We start from the raw sequence: 16,469 nt of genomic DNA, 5'->3' as shown, positions 1-16,469 counted from the left end.
CGTGTTGCCGCGGACCGAAATCGTCACTCCGCAGCGACCATCGCGTTTTGCCCAAGGTATTCCAATACCGCGCCCGCAGAGTCGCGGCCGTCCCGAATGGCCCAGACGACAAGTGACGCGCCGCGCACGATGTCGCCCACGGCAAACACGCCATCGAGGCTGGTCTTGCCCGTGGTGAACTCGGCTTTCACCGTGCCCCAACGGGTCACTTCCAGACCATCGACGCCCCAGAGCTTGGGAAGATCCTCCGGCTCGAAACCAAGTGCCTTGATCACGAGATCCGCGCCTTCGACATATTCCGAACCTTCGATCAGTTCCGGCGCGCGCCGGCCGGACGCATCCGGCAATCCAAGACGCATCTTGTCGACGCGGACGCCCGTCACGGCATCGCCGTCAAAGGCGTTCGGAGCCGAAAGCCACACGAATTCAACGCCCTCTTCCTCGGCATTTGCCACCTCGCGCAAGCTGCCGGGCATATTGGCCCGGTCCCGACGATACAGGCACTTCACGCTTTCGGCCCCTTGTCTGATCGACGTGCGCACACAGTCCATCGCGGTGTCGCCACCCCCGATAACGACGACTCGCTTTCCGGCGGCGTTCAGCTCTCCGGTGTCGAACTCGGGCACATCGTCGCCAAAGCTCTTGCGGTTGCTTGCGGTCAGGAAATCGATCGCGCGCACGATACCCGAAGCGTCCGAACCGGGCGCAACCAGATCGCGGGTCTTGTAGACGCCCGTCGCGATGATCACTGCATCATGCTTGCCGCGAATGGCGTCGAAGGACAGGTCCTCACCGACGTTGCAGTTCAATACGAATTGAACGCCGCCCTGTTCCAACTGCGCGATCCGCTTCATCACGACATCTTTTTCCAGCTTGAAACCGGGGATGCCGTAGGTGAGCAAGCCACCGGCGCGATCGTAACGATCATAGATCGTGACTTGCACGCCAGCGCGTCTCAGAACATCGGCTGCCGCCAGTCCACCGGGGCCCGCACCTATGATGCCGACGCTTTCCGGCCGTTCGCGGCTGGGGCGGATCGGCTTTACCCAGCCATTCTCCCAGGCCGTGTCGGTGATATATTTTTCGACCGAGCCGATGGTCACTGTTCCGTGGCCGGACTGCTCGATCACGCAATTGCCTTCACACAGCCGATCCTGCGGACAGATACGGCCACAGATCTCGGGGAACGTGTTGGTGGCCTGCGACACCTCGTAGGCTTCCTGCAGACGGCCCTCCGCCGTCAGCCGAAGCCAATCGGGGATGTTGTTGTGCAGCGGGCAATGGGTCTGACAGTAGGGCACGCCGCATTGGCTGCAACGGCTCGCCTGCTCCTCCGCCTTGGCGGCGGCATATTCGGCATAGATCTCGCCGAAGTCCTGCTTGCGAAGGTTCGGGGGGCGCTTCTCCGGCATATCCCGGGCGACATCCACAAACTTGAGCATCTTTTCCTTGGCCAACAGTCAGCCCCCTCATCTGGTTCAGGCCCGCTTTCTACTGCGTGCAGTCCGGAAAGAAAAGTCAGCATGTATGACCTATATGTAAGAAAACGTCCGGCAAGAAGTGGCTAGGAGCAGGATTTCGGAGAAAATTAGATCCGGATCGATACCTATCATCGCTCTTCCCCCCGAGTCACAAAGGTTTAGGGTGTCGCCACCGAATCAGGCGGACCTTTCAAATGACGTTTTTTCACCTCGTCCTTATCGCTTTGATACAGGGCGTTACTGAATTTTTGCCGGTTTCATCGTCCGGACACTTGATCCTTTTGCCAAGTCTGTCCGGAATGGCCGACCAAGGGCAAGTCATAGATGTTGCGGCGCACGTGGGAACATTGCTCGCGGTGATCCTCTACTTCTGGCGGGACGTCAGGCTAGCGATTCTGGGAACCGGGCGGTTGCTAAGGGGCAAAGTCGATACGGCGGGCGCGTTTCTCGCCTTATGTCTAGTAATCGCGACCGTGCCGGTCGTGATCGCCGGCTTGATCCTCAAACTGACCGGACTCGACGACGCAATGCGTTCAATAACAGTGATCGGATGGACAATGCTGGTCTTTGGTATTGTGCTTTTCTGGGCAGATCAAACCGGCGGAACAGAGCGCAAGGCAGAGGGCTGGACACTGAAGCACGCGCTCATCATGGGTCTATGGCAGGCAGTCGCTTTGATACCGGGCACCTCACGATCCGGCATCACGATCACGGCTGGCCGCCTGTTGGGCTACGATCGGCCTGATGCAGCGCGTCTCGCCATGTTGATGTCGATTCCGACAATCGCGGCTTCAGGAATACTGCTTGGGCTTGATGTCGCGCGGACCGCGGATATCGAGGTCGCGCGCGACGGTGCTATCGTTGCAGTGCTCAGCTTTGCGTCCGCGCTCGTCGCGCTCACGCTGATGATGCGCCTGCTGCGCTCGGTGAGCTTCACACCTTATGTGGTCTATCGGGTCGTCCTTGGAGGCGTGTTGCTGGTGATCGGTTATAGCTAACCCTTGAGGTTCTCTGCCGATTCCTTGATTGCAACATACTGACCGGATTGCCGGAAGCGCCAGAGATAGCTGGGCAGGACCGCTTCCATTGCGACAGGCTCGATTCCCAAGTCGGCAAATCCGCGTGCGTCGTCGGCCACCACGTTATCGACAGCCAGATTGGCTACCTGATCTTTCGTGATCGGAGGGCGGACCAAGCCCGCACTCAGGAAGCGGACCACACCGAAAACGCCAGCCATGAGCCGGGCTACTGGGAATGGGATATTTACGATCATCCGGCGACGGCGAATTGTCTCGAGCATCTGCTGCATCAATTCACGGAATGTGTTCACGTCGGGGCCGCCCAATTCATAGACACCGGCCGAAGCATTGCCATCGACCGCAACGACGGCCGCGGCCGCAACATCATCCACATAAACCGGCTGAAAACGGGTCGATGCGCCGACAACCGGCAGGATTGGTCCGAACTGAGCCATCTGAGCAAATCGATTGAAGAACTGGTCTTCAGCACCAAAAACAATCGAGGGGCGAAGAATGACAGCGCTGGGCATATGCGCCAAAACGCCAGACTCGCCCTTCGCCTTGGTGCGGGCATATTCGCTGTCGCTGTCTTCATTGGCGCCGATGGCCGAGATATGAACCATGGTCGAAATGCCTTCGGAAGCGGCGATGCGGGCGATGCGCTCCGGTCCCTCCGCCTGCACGGCGTCGAACGTGTTCTTGCCGACCTCGTCCAGCACGCCCACGCAGTTGATCACAGCCTCGGCACCTTTCAACGCAGCCCGGACGCTGTCGTCATCGCGGATATTGCAGAAGATCGGCTCTACCTGCCCAACGGCACCGTACGGGCGGACGAACATCGCTTCGTTCGGGTTTCGAACGGCAACACGAATACGCCAACCGTCTTTCGCCAGTCGTCGCGTTATGTATTTGCCCACGAAACCTGAGCCACCATAGATTGTAACGAGCTTGGACATCTTGGTTCTCTCCGATCAATGGCAGCGCTTCGCGTTTAGCGCCCTGACCCTTTCCAGACAAGGCAGAATTGGCGGGCAAGGGCAAGTCGGTTTGGAAATTTGCCTCACACAGAGCGCAGGATCGTTAGAACGTCGATACAATTTGGAACTAACAAAGGAATCGCGTTGACAGCCCCGCAAAGCAGCCTTAAATCCCGCCCTCACACGACCTGCCCAGGTGGTGGAATTGGTAGACGCGCTGGCTTCAGGTGCCAGTGTCCGAAAGGACGTGGAGGTTCGAGTCCTCTCCTGGGCACCAAAGTTCTCCAAAAATCAGTGAATTTACGCGGTAGCGGACGGGAAGATCGTCGTCGCCTATCGGGGTTTGGAACGCCGTGTGTTGAACACTGTCGAGGTCAGGCAAGTTCGTCGTAATGAGAGATCGCGTTCGCCAAATCGCGCTGACGAAGAAGTTTGGTCAGAAACCGCGTGCCGCGAAGCCGGGGTCAGTCGAAAGCCACGGCCTGCACCGCCAAATAAGGCCATTGCGGTGTTTGCTTGGCCGAACCGTCACTAAGCGCTTTCTCGGGTGACTAACCGGCCCAAAAAGGTGTTCAGGTCTTTTGAGTTCGACTTGCCTTCCAAAACATCGACAAGGGCTTTCGCCATGTCCGTCAGTGGCTGTCGATAGGTCGTCAGTTCGTAATGAGGGCTGGCGGCCTGAGGAACGTCGTCGAAACCGGTGACCGCGATATCGCCGGGCACCTGCAAGCCGAGCTCATATCGGATCGCATCAATCGCACCCATTGCCAGCGCGTCGTTCTCGCAAACAAGCACATCCGGAAGCTCGGACTTGGCCAAACCCCTAAAGGTCTTGGCAATCAGATCGTAGGCCATCTTTGGATCATAACTGCCAACAGGCAAGAAATCCGGGCGCTTTCCGGCCGTCCGCTCCCATTGCGAGAGGAAGACTTCCTTACGTTGGAGGTGGGCAGATTGCGTCTGTGGGCCAGCAATAAACACTGGATTGCGATAGCCGGCAGAGAAGACATATTGGGTCAGCGCCGTCATGGACGCGCTGTCGTCGCAGCAGATCGAAATGGTGTTGTCGTTGCCGGACATCCGGGCAAAAACGATCAACTTCTTGACCCGTTTCGCACCAAGCGCGGCTTCGAGGCTTTGGTCATTGAAGCTGACGCCGATGAGAACTGCCGCGTCTACACGTCGCTGGCTCGCGTTGAGAAGAGCCGCCGATGCATCCTCTTCATCGCTGGTGTTGACCAGCAAGGTATCATACCCGCTCTTGCGCAAGATGCGTGTGAGACGCTCCATCATGACCAGCTTGTGCGGATTGGCAAAATCGTCGACCAGAAGGGCTACGAGGTTGGTGCGATCGGTGGCGAGGCTGGTCGCGAGTAGGTCAGGAACATATCCCAGCGTTTCTGCGGCCTTCATGACCTTTTCGCGGGATTTGACAGAAATGGATGCCTCTTTCTTATAGGCGCGATTCACTGTCCACCGGGAAACCCCTGCAAGCACGGCAACATCATCTGCCGTAATTGACCCATCCTGATCCTTCACAAACCTACCCGTCTCTGCATCTTGTCTGGCGCAACCGATACGGTCGCCAAAGCGTCACGGAAACAAGATTACATCATATTTGCACCCGCGAGCAAAACTTTCTTGCACGCGGGTGCAAAAATATCTTGCACGCGCGTGCAAAAATGTGAATGTTCGTGATCAAACGAGAATCGGGAGGATCTCAAAATGCGTGTTGGATTGCTTGGCGCGGGCCGCATCGGAAACGTTCATGCTCAGGCGATTTCGGCGCATCCGGACAGCGAGCTTGTCGCTGTGTCCGATGCGTTCGAGAAGAACGCGCAGGCACTGGCAAAGACCTATGGTTGTGAGGTTCGTTCCTCGGATCAAATCATCGCGGACAGCTCCATCGATGCTGTTCTCATCGCGACATCCACGGACACGCACTCTGACCTGATCGAAGCCGCCGCGGCGGCAGGCAAAGCCGTGTTGTGTGAAAAGCCTGTGGACCTTAGCCTCGAGCGTGCGACCGCTTGCCTGAGCGCAGTGGGTGACAAGGCTTCCGGCATCATGATCGGCTTCAATCGCCGGTTCGATCCTAGCTTCGGTGCGCTTAAGGCCGCCATCGACGCTGGCGAAATCGGCAAGACCGAACTCTTGTCGATCACGTCCTTCGACCCCGCTCCGCCGCCAGTCGAATACATCAAGGTCTCGGGCGGCCTTTTCCGGGATATGATGATCCACGACTTCGATATGGCGAACTTCATCATGGGGGAAACGCCGGTCTCCGTCAGCGCTGTCGGAACCTCCGTCGTCGATCCAGCCATCGGCGAAGCCGGTGACGTTGACACCGCGGCAGTGACATTGACCTACGCGGACGGTCGCATCGCAGTGATCAAGAACTCCCGGCGGGCCGTCTACGGCTACGATCAGCGGGTCGAAGTGTTGGGTTCAGAGGGGCTGCTTCAAGCGCAAAACATGTTGGAAAACACAGTGGTCAAATCGACCGCTGCCGGGGTGGTCAGTGCCAAGCCCACCTACTTCTTCCTTGAGCGTTACATGCCTGCCTACAAAGCCGAATGGGCGGCTTTCGTCCGGGCAGCCCAAGCCAAGTCGGACATGCCGGTCAACTTGCATGACGGTGTCGCCGCGCTCGCAATGGCCGAGGCCGCGACGCGGTCTGTCAAATCCGGGCGGCCCGTCGCCATGACAGAGATTCCAGGGATTTCAGGCCGCGGCGCGGCGGCCTGATCGGAGGCATTCGTCCTCTTATGGGGGCGATGTGGAGTGCGCGGTTCGCCGCGTAGCGTAAATGCCGGTCTGGCCGGCACAAAAGCCAACCAATGGGAGGAACCCACATGAAAACCTTTTTCAAAGGCGCAGTTTCTGCTGCCGCGATCGCCATTGCGGCGCCCGCAGTTGCCCAGGACATCTCGGTCGTCGTTCACGGACAAGCCAACGATGCCTTCTGGTCTGTCGTGAAAGCCGGCGTTGACCAGGCGGCTGCCGATACCGGCGCAAATGTGTCCTACAACTCGCCTGAAACCTTCGACATGGTTCTGATGTCGCAGCTGATCGACGCTGCAGTGAACGAAGAGCCCGATGGCCTCATCATTTCATTCCCCGATCCTGACGCGCTCGGACCGTCGGTCGAGCGTGCGATCTCCGCAGGTATTCCCGTCATCACGATCAACGCCGGTGGCGCACAGGCTGCTGAGCTCGGTGCTGCAATGCACGTCGGTCAGGATGAGTACGATGCTGGCGTCGCTGCCGGTGAGGAACTCGCGGCGATGGGCGGCACCAACGCGATCTGCGTCAACCAGGAAGTCGGCAACATCTCTCTCGACCAGCGTTGCGCCGGTTTCGAGGAAGGCTTTGGCGGCACCGTAACAGTACTGCCGACCACCAACGACCCGGCCGAGATCGAGTCCAAGGTCGCTGCTGCTCTGGCTTCCGACGAAAGCATCGACACCGTGATGGCGCTGGGCGCGTCCACCGCCGGTGAGCCTTCGGTTGCTGCGGTCAAGGCTTCCGGTCGCGATGTCAACGTTGCCACCTTCGATCTGTCGGCAGGCTTCCTACAGTCCGTCGTCGACGGCGATGCCGCCTTCGCTCTGGACCAGCAGCAGTATCTGCAAGGATACCTCGCAGTCTCCGTCATGGCCCTTCAGGCCAAGTTCGGCTTGATGCCCGGCGGCGATGTGGCGTCCGGTCCGAACCTGATCACCGCCGACAAGGCCGGTCAGGTTATCGAACTGTCCGCACAGGGCATTCGCTAAGCCTTTTTGGCTGTGGAAGTCGAGTGGCGCCATAAGGCGCCACTCAGACCCAAAAGGGAGAGAGGACGATGAGCGATTCAGCTCCAAATTTCGAAGCAGACGAACGTATCAAGGCAGAGCCCCTGATCTCTCGCCTGATGAAGCGACCAGAACTCGGCGCCATTGCAGGCGTTTTGCTGGTGACAATATTCTTTCTGATCACCGCGGACTCCGCGATGTTCACGGCCTCGGGCATTATCAACTTCATGACGCCCGCGGCGCAGCTCGGAATCCTCGCCATCGGCGCTGCCCTGCTGATGATCGGCGGCGAATTCGACCTCTCGATCGGGTCCATGGTCGCGTTTTCCGGCCTGTTCTTCGGGGTTTGTGTCATGGTCTGGGGGCTTCCCCTGATTGTCGCGATCCCACTGACTTTCGTTTTTTCTGCCTGTGTCGGCGCGATCAACGGCTTTATCGTGATCCGGTCCGGGTTGCCTTCCTTTATTGTGACACTGGCCTTCCTGTTCATTCTGCGTGGGCTTTCGCTCGTCGGCCTCAAGTGGGCCTCCGGTGGTTCCACCCAGCTTCGCGGCGTCCGCGATGCGACAGAGAACGACTGGCTCGCTCCTTTCTTCTCCGGCGACGCCTTTCCGGGCTTTTTCGCCTGGCTGGCCGAAGCAGGTCTGATCGAGACCTTCCAGAACGGCACTCCCAAAGTGCCGGGAATGCCGGTCGAGATTCTTTGGTTCATCGCCATTGCGCTTGTCGCCACCTACGTTCTGTTGCGCACTCCAATCGGGAACTGGATCTTTGCAGCGGGCGGTGATGCCAACGCGGCGACCAACTCCGGCGTGCCGGTGCGGAAGGTGAAGGTCACTTTGTTCATGGTCACGGCATGTTGTGCAGCCCTCGTCGCAATCATCACGGTGATAGACGCAGGTTCCACAGATGCGCGGCGCGGGTTCCAGAAAGAATTCGAGGCGATCATCGCGGCGGTTATCGGCGGATGCCTCCTGACCGGCGGCTATGGGTCGGCCATCGGGGCTTTCTTCGGCTCCATCATCTTCGGGATGGTGGTGATCGGATTGACCTACACCGGCTTCGATCAGGACTGGTTCCAAGTCTTCCTTGGCGGGATGCTTCTTATCGCGGTTCTGTTCAACAATGCCATTCGCAAGCGCGTAACGGGGGAGCGTTGATATGTCAGAAGACAGCAAATTCCACCATGGCGAAGTGAAGGACAGTGTTCCCCCGATCGTCCAGATGAAGAATATCGAGAAGCACTTCGGCAATATCATCGCACTTGCCGGTGTCAGCTTCGACATTCGGCCCGGCGAATGCCACTGCCTGCTGGGCGACAATGGCGCCGGCAAATCGACCTTCATCAAGACGATGTCAGGGGTTCATCAGCCGACGCACGGGGAAATCCTGTTCGAAGGCAAGCCGATGAGTTTTGCCACGCCGCGCGATTCGATGGAGGCTGGCATTGCGACCGTGTTCCAGGATCTGGCGATGATCCCGCTGATGTCGGTCGCACGCAACTTCTTCATGGGACGCGAACCGACCAAAGGCCGCGGCTTGACCAAACGCTTCGACGTGGAACAGGCCAACGAGATCACCATGACCGAGATGCGCAAGATGGGGATCAATCTGCGCGGGCCGGATCAGGCGGTCGGGACACTGTCGGGTGGCGAACGTCAAACGGTTGCCATCGCTCGTGCGGTCTATTTCGGTGCGAAAGTCCTGATCCTCGATGAGCCGACATCGGCCCTTGGTGTGCGACAGACGTCGAACGTTCTGGCCACGATCGACAAGGTCCGCAGTCAGGGCGTGGGTGTGGTCTTCATCAGCCACAACGTGCGCCATGCGCTCGCAGTCGGGGATCGCTTCACGGTCCTCAACCGGGGCAAGACCCTCGGAACCGCCAAACGCGGTGAGATCAGCCCTGAAGAATTGCAGGACCTGATGGCCGGGGGGCAAGAGCTTGCCCAACTCGAAGGATCGCTCGAAGGCACCGTCTGACGAGCAACTTGCTACACCATTCACTAACCTCCCTGTAGACGTGAATGGTGGTGGGACTGGCGGATCAACATCTGGCAGTCCCACGAATTTGGAAAAGAAATGGATAGGCGCTGTTATGGCTAAACTCGATCTGATCACGATTGGCCGGTCCTCGGTCGATCTCTATGGTGCCCAGATTGGCGGGCGACTGGAGGACATGGGGGCGTTCGACAAGTATATCGGCGGCTCTCCGACAAACATCGCCTGCGGCACGGCGCGACTTGGGCTGAAGTCGGCGGTCATCACCGGCGTCGGTGATGAACACATGGGCCGGTTCATCCGCGAGCAACTGGAGCGTGAGGGCGTCAACACGGATGGTGTCAAAACCGATCCCGATCGACTGACGGCCCTTGTCCTGCTCGGGATCCGCGATCAGGAGCAGTTCCCGCTGATTTTCTATCGCGAAAACTGCGCCGATATGGGGTTGACCGAGGACGACATCGACCCGGACTTCATCCGTCAGGCGCGTGCCGTCGTGGCGACAGGCACCCATCTGAGCCATCCACAAGTCGAGGCAGCCACGCTTAAGGCGCTCCAAATCGCACGCGAGGCGGGCCTTCAGACCGCGCTCGACATCGACTACCGGCCGAACCTTTGGGGTGTGGCAGGGCACGGCGACGGCGAAAGCCGTTTCGTGGAAAGCGAGGCCGTGACGGCCAAGCTGCAATCGACGCTGCACCTGTTCGACCTCATCGTGGGAACAGAAGAAGAGTTTCACATCGCCGGCGGTTCGACGGACACCATTGCCGCGTTGCGTGCGGTGCGCGCCGTGTCGAAGGCGACGCTGGTCTGCAAGCGCGGCGCAGACGGGGCTGTGGCGTTTACGGGCGATGTGCCCGACAGCCTCGACGAGGGCGAAGCAGGCCCAGGATTCCCGATCGAGGTGTTCAACGTGCTGGGCGCGGGGGATGGGTTCATGTCCGGCCTGCTCAAGGGATGGCTCGACGGCGAGGATTGGCCCACGGCGCTTAAATACGCCAACGCTTGCGGCGCTTTCGCGGTATCGCGCCACGGCTGCACGCCCGCATATCCCAGCTGGGAAGAACTCCAGTTCTTCTTCGAACGTGGGATCAAACGCCCTGATCTGCGCAATGACCCCGAGTTGGAGCAAGTGCATTGGGCCACCAATCGCGCCGGTGACTGGTCTTCGGTAAAGACTTTTGCCTTCGATCACCGCCTCCAGCTAGAGGAGATGCCGGGTTACACGCTGGAAAAAGGGTCCGACTTCAAGGAGCTGTGCCTTGAGGCGGCGCTCAGGATCCAAGGCGGTCAGCCCGGTTTCGGCATTCTTTGCGACAATCGGATCGGACGCTCGGCTCTGCACAAGGCGACGGGTTCCGGGCTCTGGATCGGCCGGCCGACGGAATTGCCGGGATCGCGGCCGATCGAATTCGAACCCGAACTGGGCGACGACCTCGGCGGGCTGCGCGAATGGGCTCGGGAAAATGTCGTAAAACTGCTCGTATTCTGTCACCCGGACGATGACGAAAAGACGGCGAAAATGCAGGTCGCGCGGGTCAAGCGGCTGTTCACCGCGGCGCGGCGCAACAATCTCGAATTTTTGTTGGAGATCATTCCATCCAAGGTTGGTCCCGTCGACGATGATACCTCTGCCACTCTGATCCAGGCGTTCTACGATGCCGGGGTCTATCCGGATTGGTGGAAACTGGAGCCGTTCAAGACCGACGCCGCTTGGGCAAACGCCGTCGCCGCGATCAAACGCAACGATCCGCGGACCCGCGGTATCGTCGTGCTGGGCCTCGACGCGCCAGAAGAAGAACTGGCGGCGAGTTTTGCTCTTGCCGCCAAGCAGCCGCTGGTCAAAGGTTTCGCCGTCGGCCGGACGATCTTTGGCAATGCCGCCCGCAACTGGCTGGCCGGCAATATCACAGGCGGGGAGGCTGTCACCGAGATGGCGGACAACTTCCAGCGCCTTTGCGAGATTTGGGACAAGGCCCGCGCCGAGGCGCGGCTGAATTCGGAGAACGCCGTATGACCAAGACGATCCGACTGACCGCCGCTCAGGCGATGGTGCGCTATGTCGCGGCTCAGCTGACCGAGGACAATCAGCCTTTCATCGCGTGCTGCTGGGCCATTTTCGGCCACGGCAACGTGGCCGGCATCGGTGAGGCGCTGCACGCCTCGCGGGATAGCCTGACGACCTACCGTGGTCATAACGAACAGACGATGGCTCACGCCGCCATTGCCTATTCCAAACAATTGCGTCGCAATCGTGCCATGATGGTTACCTCGTCGATCGGGCCGGGGGCACTCAATATGGTGACGGCAGCAGGGCTTGCGCATGTCAATCGCCTGCCTGTCCTTCTGGTGCCGGGCGATGTCTTTGCCAATCGTGGTCCTGACCCGGTGCTGCAGCAGGTCGAGGATTTCGGTGACGGGACCGTGTCGGTCAACGATGCGTTCAAACCCGTCAGCCGCTACTTCGACCGGATCACGCGGCCCGAACAGCTTCTGACGGCCCTGCCGCGCGCCTTCCGGACCATGACCGACCCGGCCGATTGCGGCCCGGTGACACTGTCGTTCTGTCAGGACGTGCAGGCTGAAGCCTTCGACTACCCCGTCAGCTTCTTTGAGCCGACGATTTGGTACACCCGCCGCATCCGGCCGGATACGGGCGAATTGGGGCGCGTGGCGGACCTTCTGAAGAGCGCCAAACGCCCGGTGATCGTGGCCGGCGGCGGCGTGCATTATGCCGAGGCGACTCAGGCGCTGAAGACGTTTGCCGAGGCACACAATATCCCCGTGGCCGAAACGCAGGCTGGCAAATCGGCGTTGCCGTGGGACCACCCGCTGAACCTTGGCCCTATCGGCGTCACCGGCGGCGAGCCCGCGAACGATGTTTGCGCCGAAGCCGATGTGATCCTTGGGGTGGGAACCCGGTTTCAGGATTTCACGACCGGGTCATGGGGGCTCTTTGCCAACGCCGACCGGCGGATCATCAGCCTGAACGTAGCGGCCTACGACGCGGCAAAACACGGCGCGATGCCGTTGTTGGCGGATGCCCGGGTAGGGCTCGAGGAATTGGGCACAGCACTCGAAGCAAAACGTTTCGATGGCGATGCCAAGGCGATGAAAGCCGACTGGTTCGGCAAAGTAGACCCGCTGACCGACGCCCCAGCCGAAGGCAATGCCTTGCCGACCGACATGCAGGTGGTCGGCGCGGTTCAGCGTGCGGCGAACGAAAACACCGTTGCCATGTGCGCCGCGGGGACCATGCCGGGCGAATTGCACAAATTGTGGAAGGCCGGGCGCCCCGGCTCCTATCATATGGAATACGGTTTCTCGTGTATGGGGTATGAGATCGCCGGCGCCATGGGGATCAAGATGGCCGAACCAGAGCGGGACGTCATCTGCTTCACCGGCGACGGCACCTACATGATGGCCAATTCCGAGATGGCGACAGCGGCGATGATGGGCATTTCCTTCACCGTGGTCGTCACCGACAATCGCGGCTATGGCTGCATCAACCGGCTGCAGATGGGCACCGGCGGGGCGGAGTTCAACAACCTGCTGGATCACGCGATCGGTGGTGAGAATTCCAACATCGATTTCGCCAAACATGCCGAAGCAATGGGCGCGACGTCTCTCAAGGTGACCTCGATTGCCGAACTCCAAGAGGCGCTGGCGAAGCGCGACGGTATCAAGGGCCCCTATGTGGTCGTCATCGACACAGATCCTTATCCGTCGACGGAGCCCGGCGGGACGTGGTGGGACGTCGGTGTGCCCGAAGTCTCGGAGCGGTCCGAGGTGAATGCCGCCCACGCCAACTACATCAAAAACAAGCAGAACCAACGGGCAAATTGATGAGTGTAAAGATCGGTATCTCCCTGATCGCCTGGCAAAACGACGACCTGCCAGAGCTGACCAAAGACTTCACGACCGAAGGGGCCATGGAGGACGCGTCTAAGATCGGCTACTCCGGCGTCGAACGCGGGCGTCGGATGCCTGCAGATACGGCGGGCTTGCGCGCCTATCTCGACCGCTATGGCGTGTCGCTTTGCGGCGGGTGGTGTTCGGGCAACCTGATGGTCAGCCCGGTCGAAGAAGAACAGGCCGCGATCCGCCAGCAAGTGGAGCAGTTCGCCGCGCTGAATGCGCCCTGTATCGTCTATGCCGAATGTTCCAATACCATTCAGGGCATGATCAACACCCCCGTCAGCCGCCGCCCCAAGCTGACCCGTGACAAGGTCATGGCCTATGGCGCAAAGCTGTCCGAGCTGGCCAAGTGGTCCGCCGATCAGGGCGTTGTGTTGAGCTACCATCATCACATGGGGGCCATGGTGCAGGACGCCGAAGACATCGATTGGTTGATGGAAGGCTCCACCGAAGACCTGACGCTTCTCTATGACACAGGCCACCTGCACTTCGCCGATGCCGATCCCTTGGCCGTGCTCGACAAATGGGGCCACCGCGTCCACCACGTTCATTTCAAGGATGTGCGGCAGCCGGTGCTGGATTGGGTGCGTGCAGAGGACAAGAGCTTTCTCGATGGCGTCGCCGCTGGGGTCTATTCAGTTCCCGGCGACCCTGACGGCTGCATCGACTTCCAAGCCATTACCGATCGGCTGAAGGCCATCGACTATGATGGCTGGATCGTTGTCGAGGCCGAACAGGACCCGGCCAAGGCACCGCCCTTCGACTATTCCAAACTCGGATACGATCACATCATTGAAATCTGCGGCCGGTCCGGCCTGACCACAGGATAGGGAGTCCCGCCATGCCCGAACTTCTTCGCAAGCCCTTCGGAAAACGGGGCAAGGTTCACCAGATCACTCCGGAAAGCGCCGGTTGGCGATACGTCGGTTTCTCGCTGTACCATCTGAAGGCCGGCGACAGCGCGGCCGAAGCGACCGGTGATCGGGAAGTGATCTTGGTCATGGTCGAAGGCAAAGCCAAGATCACCGGCGCAGGACAGGAATGGGGCGTTCTCGGTGAACGGATGAACGTGTTCGAGAAGACCCCGCCGCATTGTCTGTATCTGCCGAACGGAACTGAATGGAAGGCCACAGCAGAAACCGACTGCGTCGTTGCAGTGTGTTCCGCTCCGGGGCAGGGCGGGCACGAGGCGCGACGCATCGGCCCGGACGGCATCACCCTGACAGAACGCGGCAAGGGCACCAACACGCGCCACATCAATAACATAGCTATGGAAAACGAGGACTACGCCGACAGCCTTCTGGTGACCGAGGTCTTCACTCCCGCCGGCCATTGGTCAAGCTATCCCAGCCATCGTCACGACGAGGACGATTTCCCGCGCATCACCTATCTCGAAGAGACATATTACCACCGTCTGAACCCTGCCGACGGTTTCGGTATCCAACGGGTCTACACCGATGACGGCCTGTTGGACGAAACGATGGCCGTTTCCGATGGCGACGTTGTCCTTGTCCCCCGAGGGCACCACCCTTGCGGTGCGCCATATGGGTTCGAGATGTATTACCTCAATGTGATGGCCGGTCCCTTACGCAAATGGCGCTTCGTCGCCGCGCCCGAGGTCGAATGGATCATGGAAAGAGACGCGAAGTGACCGGCTACGCCTCCTATCCCAGCCTGCGCGGCAAGACGGTTTATCTGACTGGCGGCGCTGCGGGGATCGGGGCGGAGACCGTCCGCGCATTTGCCGAGCAGGGTGCCAACGTCGGGTTTGTCGATGTCGATGAGGTCGCCGGACGGGCTCTGATAGACGAGATCGGCGACGCACACGCCTTTGAACACTGTGATCTGCGGGACATTGCCGCGCTGCAATCGGCGTTTGCTGCGTTGAAGTCTCGTATCGGCGCAGCCGACATTCTGGTGAACAATGCGGCCGTTGACGATCGCCATAATTGGCAGGACGTCACCGCCGAGTACTGGGATGACCGCATGGCCACGAACATGTGGCACATGTTCTTTGCGATACAGTCCGTCGCGCCCGCGATGATCGAGGCGGGGCGCGGATCGATCATCAACATCGGCTCGAATTCGTGGTGGGAAGCGGCGGGAGGTTTCCCGGCCTATGCAACAGCGAAATCGGCGGTTCACGGTCTGACCCGCACGATGGCCCGCGATCTCGGAGCGCATCGTATTCGCGTCAACACGGTCGTGCCGGGGTGGGTCATGACCGAGCGGCAGAAAAGGCTCTGGGTGACGCCCGAAGCACTCGCCAAACAGCTGGACCGGCAATGTCTGCCCGATCTCGTCGATCCCGTCTATGTCGCTCGCATGATCTTGTTTCTGGCCTCCGACGACGCAGCAATGTGTACCGCCAACAATTACATGGTCGAGGCCGGGTCAATCTGAGGCCAGCAGACCATACTTTCTCAATCGAGGACCAGAACGCATGGCACCTGCCTTCACACTCGCCGCCTGCGCCGAAATGCTTTGGCGGGACAAACCAATTGCTTGGCGCGCGGCGAAACTGCACGAGATGGGCTTTGGCGTCGGACTCTGGAACTGGCCCGAATGGGATCTGGATGCGCTTGAGAAAACAGGTGCGAATTTCACGATCATGAACGGATACCTGGAAGGCCGACTCTGCGATGAGCAAGGGGCGGACATGCTTCTGAGGTCGGCTCGTGAGACTGCCCAGATTGGGAAACGGCTCGGCGTCGACAGATTGAACCTGCATGGCACCGGCCTAGGCGACGGCGGACTGCCAATCCCCCATCACGGGACCTTTGCACCCGGTATGGAAATGCGGGCGCGCGACACATTGAACCGGATTTGTGACCTGGCCGAACAGGAAGGCGTGATCTTCAGTTTGGAGAACCTCAATCCGCTGGATCATCCGGGCTGCCCTTTCGGTTCCACGCAGGCGGTGTTGTCGCTGGTCTATGCAATCAATCGACCGCAGCTAAAGATCAATTTGGACCTGTATCACACACAGATTGGCGAAGGTGATCTGATCCGCTGGTGCGAAGCCTGCCTGCCATGGATTGGTGAGGTTCAGGTGGCCGATAATCCGGGCCGGTTCGAGCCGGGAACAGGCGAGATCAACTATCCTGCCATCGCACGAGCGTTGTCCGATATGGGCTATTCGGGACCCGTCGCCATGGAAGCCTTCGCAAAAGGCAACGAAGACGCCGCGTTGGAAGCCTTCCGCGCTGCTTTTACCCTTTAGAGCGGGCGCCCGTGCCCCGATCGGCAACCGGATTCGGATGTTGGCACGGAAGGGCG

The 16,469-nt window shown here is 59.9% G+C and carries 14 protein-coding genes and 1 tRNA gene; 12 read left to right on the top strand and 3 right to left on the bottom strand.

What is annotated here, in order from left to right; translation table 11 throughout:
- Window positions 1-23: 23 nt before the first annotated feature.
- The gene (locus LOM8899_RS17545; protein ID WP_093993555.1) at window positions 24-1,457 is read right to left on the bottom strand and encodes an NAD(P)-dependent oxidoreductase; all 1,434 of its coding nucleotides are present in this window, start codon (window positions 1,455-1,457) and stop codon (window positions 24-26) included.
- 218 nt (window positions 1,458-1,675) lie between these two features.
- On the opposite strand from LOM8899_RS17545, the gene LOM8899_RS17540 reads away from it, so the two are divergent.
- Window positions 1,676-2,479 carry an undecaprenyl-diphosphate phosphatase gene (locus LOM8899_RS17540; RefSeq protein ID WP_093993554.1) on the top strand — a complete coding sequence of 268 codons (804 nt, stop codon included), beginning with the start codon at window positions 1,676-1,678 and terminating at the stop codon, window positions 2,477-2,479.
- On the opposite strand, the gene LOM8899_RS17535 is transcribed toward LOM8899_RS17540, so the two are convergent.
- Window positions 2,476-3,456 carry a complex I NDUFA9 subunit family protein gene (locus LOM8899_RS17535; RefSeq protein WP_093993553.1) on the bottom strand — a complete coding sequence of 327 codons (981 nt, stop codon included), beginning with the start codon at window positions 3,454-3,456 and terminating at the stop codon, window positions 2,476-2,478. The genes LOM8899_RS17540 and LOM8899_RS17535 overlap by 4 nt on opposite strands.
- Before the next feature lie 211 nt (window positions 3,457-3,667).
- On the opposite strand from LOM8899_RS17535, the gene LOM8899_RS17530 reads away from it, so the two are divergent.
- A tRNA-Leu gene (locus tag LOM8899_RS17530) sits at window positions 3,668-3,754 on the top strand.
- Window positions 3,755-4,008: 254 nt separating this feature from the next.
- Here the strand turns inward: LOM8899_RS17530 and LOM8899_RS17525 are convergent.
- Complete coding sequence (locus LOM8899_RS17525; protein WP_093993552.1) at window positions 4,009-5,016, bottom strand: LacI family DNA-binding transcriptional regulator; 1,008 nt, start codon at window positions 5,014-5,016, stop codon at window positions 4,009-4,011.
- 186 nt (window positions 5,017-5,202) lie between these two features.
- On the opposite strand from LOM8899_RS17525, the gene iolG reads away from it, so the two are divergent.
- The 10 genes from iolG to LOM8899_RS17475 all read left to right on the top strand — a co-directional run bounded on the left by iolG (window position 5,203) and on the right by LOM8899_RS17475 (window position 16,413).
- Window positions 5,203-6,225: an inositol 2-dehydrogenase gene (gene iolG / locus LOM8899_RS17520; RefSeq protein WP_093993551.1), complete on the top strand. Its 1,023-nt coding sequence runs from the start codon at window positions 5,203-5,205 to the stop codon at window positions 6,223-6,225.
- 107 nt (window positions 6,226-6,332) lie between these two features.
- Window positions 6,333-7,253: a sugar ABC transporter substrate-binding protein gene (locus tag LOM8899_RS17515; RefSeq protein ID WP_093993550.1), complete on the top strand. Its 921-nt coding sequence runs from the start codon at window positions 6,333-6,335 to the stop codon at window positions 7,251-7,253.
- A 68-nt stretch (window positions 7,254-7,321) separates the two neighbouring features.
- Complete coding sequence (locus LOM8899_RS17510; protein ID WP_093993549.1) at window positions 7,322-8,431, top strand: ABC transporter permease; 1,110 nt, start codon at window positions 7,322-7,324, stop codon at window positions 8,429-8,431.
- Between the two features lies 1 nt (window position 8,432).
- Window positions 8,433-9,254, top strand: coding sequence for an ATP-binding cassette domain-containing protein (locus LOM8899_RS17505; RefSeq protein WP_093993548.1), 822 nt, complete (start codon window positions 8,433-8,435; stop codon window positions 9,252-9,254).
- Between the two features lie 115 nt (window positions 9,255-9,369).
- Window positions 9,370-11,289, top strand: coding sequence for a bifunctional 5-dehydro-2-deoxygluconokinase/5-dehydro-2-deoxyphosphogluconate aldolase (locus tag LOM8899_RS17500; protein WP_093993547.1), 1,920 nt, complete (start codon window positions 9,370-9,372; stop codon window positions 11,287-11,289).
- A complete protein-coding gene (gene iolD / locus LOM8899_RS17495) occupies window positions 11,286-13,118 on the top strand; it encodes a 3D-(3,5/4)-trihydroxycyclohexane-1,2-dione acylhydrolase (decyclizing) (protein WP_093993546.1) in 1,833 nt (610 codons plus the stop codon). The genes LOM8899_RS17500 and iolD overlap by 4 nt, the downstream gene beginning before the upstream one ends.
- On the top strand, window positions 13,118-14,020 hold the full coding sequence (gene iolE / locus LOM8899_RS17490; RefSeq protein ID WP_093993545.1) for a myo-inosose-2 dehydratase: 903 nt from the start codon (window positions 13,118-13,120) through the stop codon (window positions 14,018-14,020). Before iolD ends, iolE begins: the two co-directional genes overlap by 1 nt.
- Window positions 14,021-14,031: 11 nt before the next feature.
- The gene (gene iolB, locus LOM8899_RS17485; RefSeq protein ID WP_093993544.1) at window positions 14,032-14,841 is read left to right on the top strand and encodes a 5-deoxy-glucuronate isomerase; all 810 of its coding nucleotides are present in this window, start codon (window positions 14,032-14,034) and stop codon (window positions 14,839-14,841) included.
- The gene (locus LOM8899_RS17480) at window positions 14,838-15,593 is read left to right on the top strand and encodes an SDR family NAD(P)-dependent oxidoreductase (RefSeq protein WP_211096224.1); all 756 of its coding nucleotides are present in this window, start codon (window positions 14,838-14,840) and stop codon (window positions 15,591-15,593) included. Before iolB ends, LOM8899_RS17480 begins: the two co-directional genes overlap by 4 nt.
- Window positions 15,594-15,633: 40 nt before the next feature.
- On the top strand, window positions 15,634-16,413 hold the full coding sequence (locus LOM8899_RS17475) for a TIM barrel protein (protein ID WP_093993542.1): 780 nt from the start codon (window positions 15,634-15,636) through the stop codon (window positions 16,411-16,413).
- Window positions 16,414-16,469 lie beyond the last annotated feature (56 nt).

The organism is Flavimaricola marinus (assembly GCF_900184895.1).
Taxonomy (GTDB): Bacteria; Pseudomonadota; Alphaproteobacteria; order Rhodobacterales; family Rhodobacteraceae; genus Flavimaricola; species Flavimaricola marinus.
The sequence above is the reverse complement of the archived record's forward strand: the minus strand, read 5'-3'. Positions and strand labels throughout refer to the sequence as shown.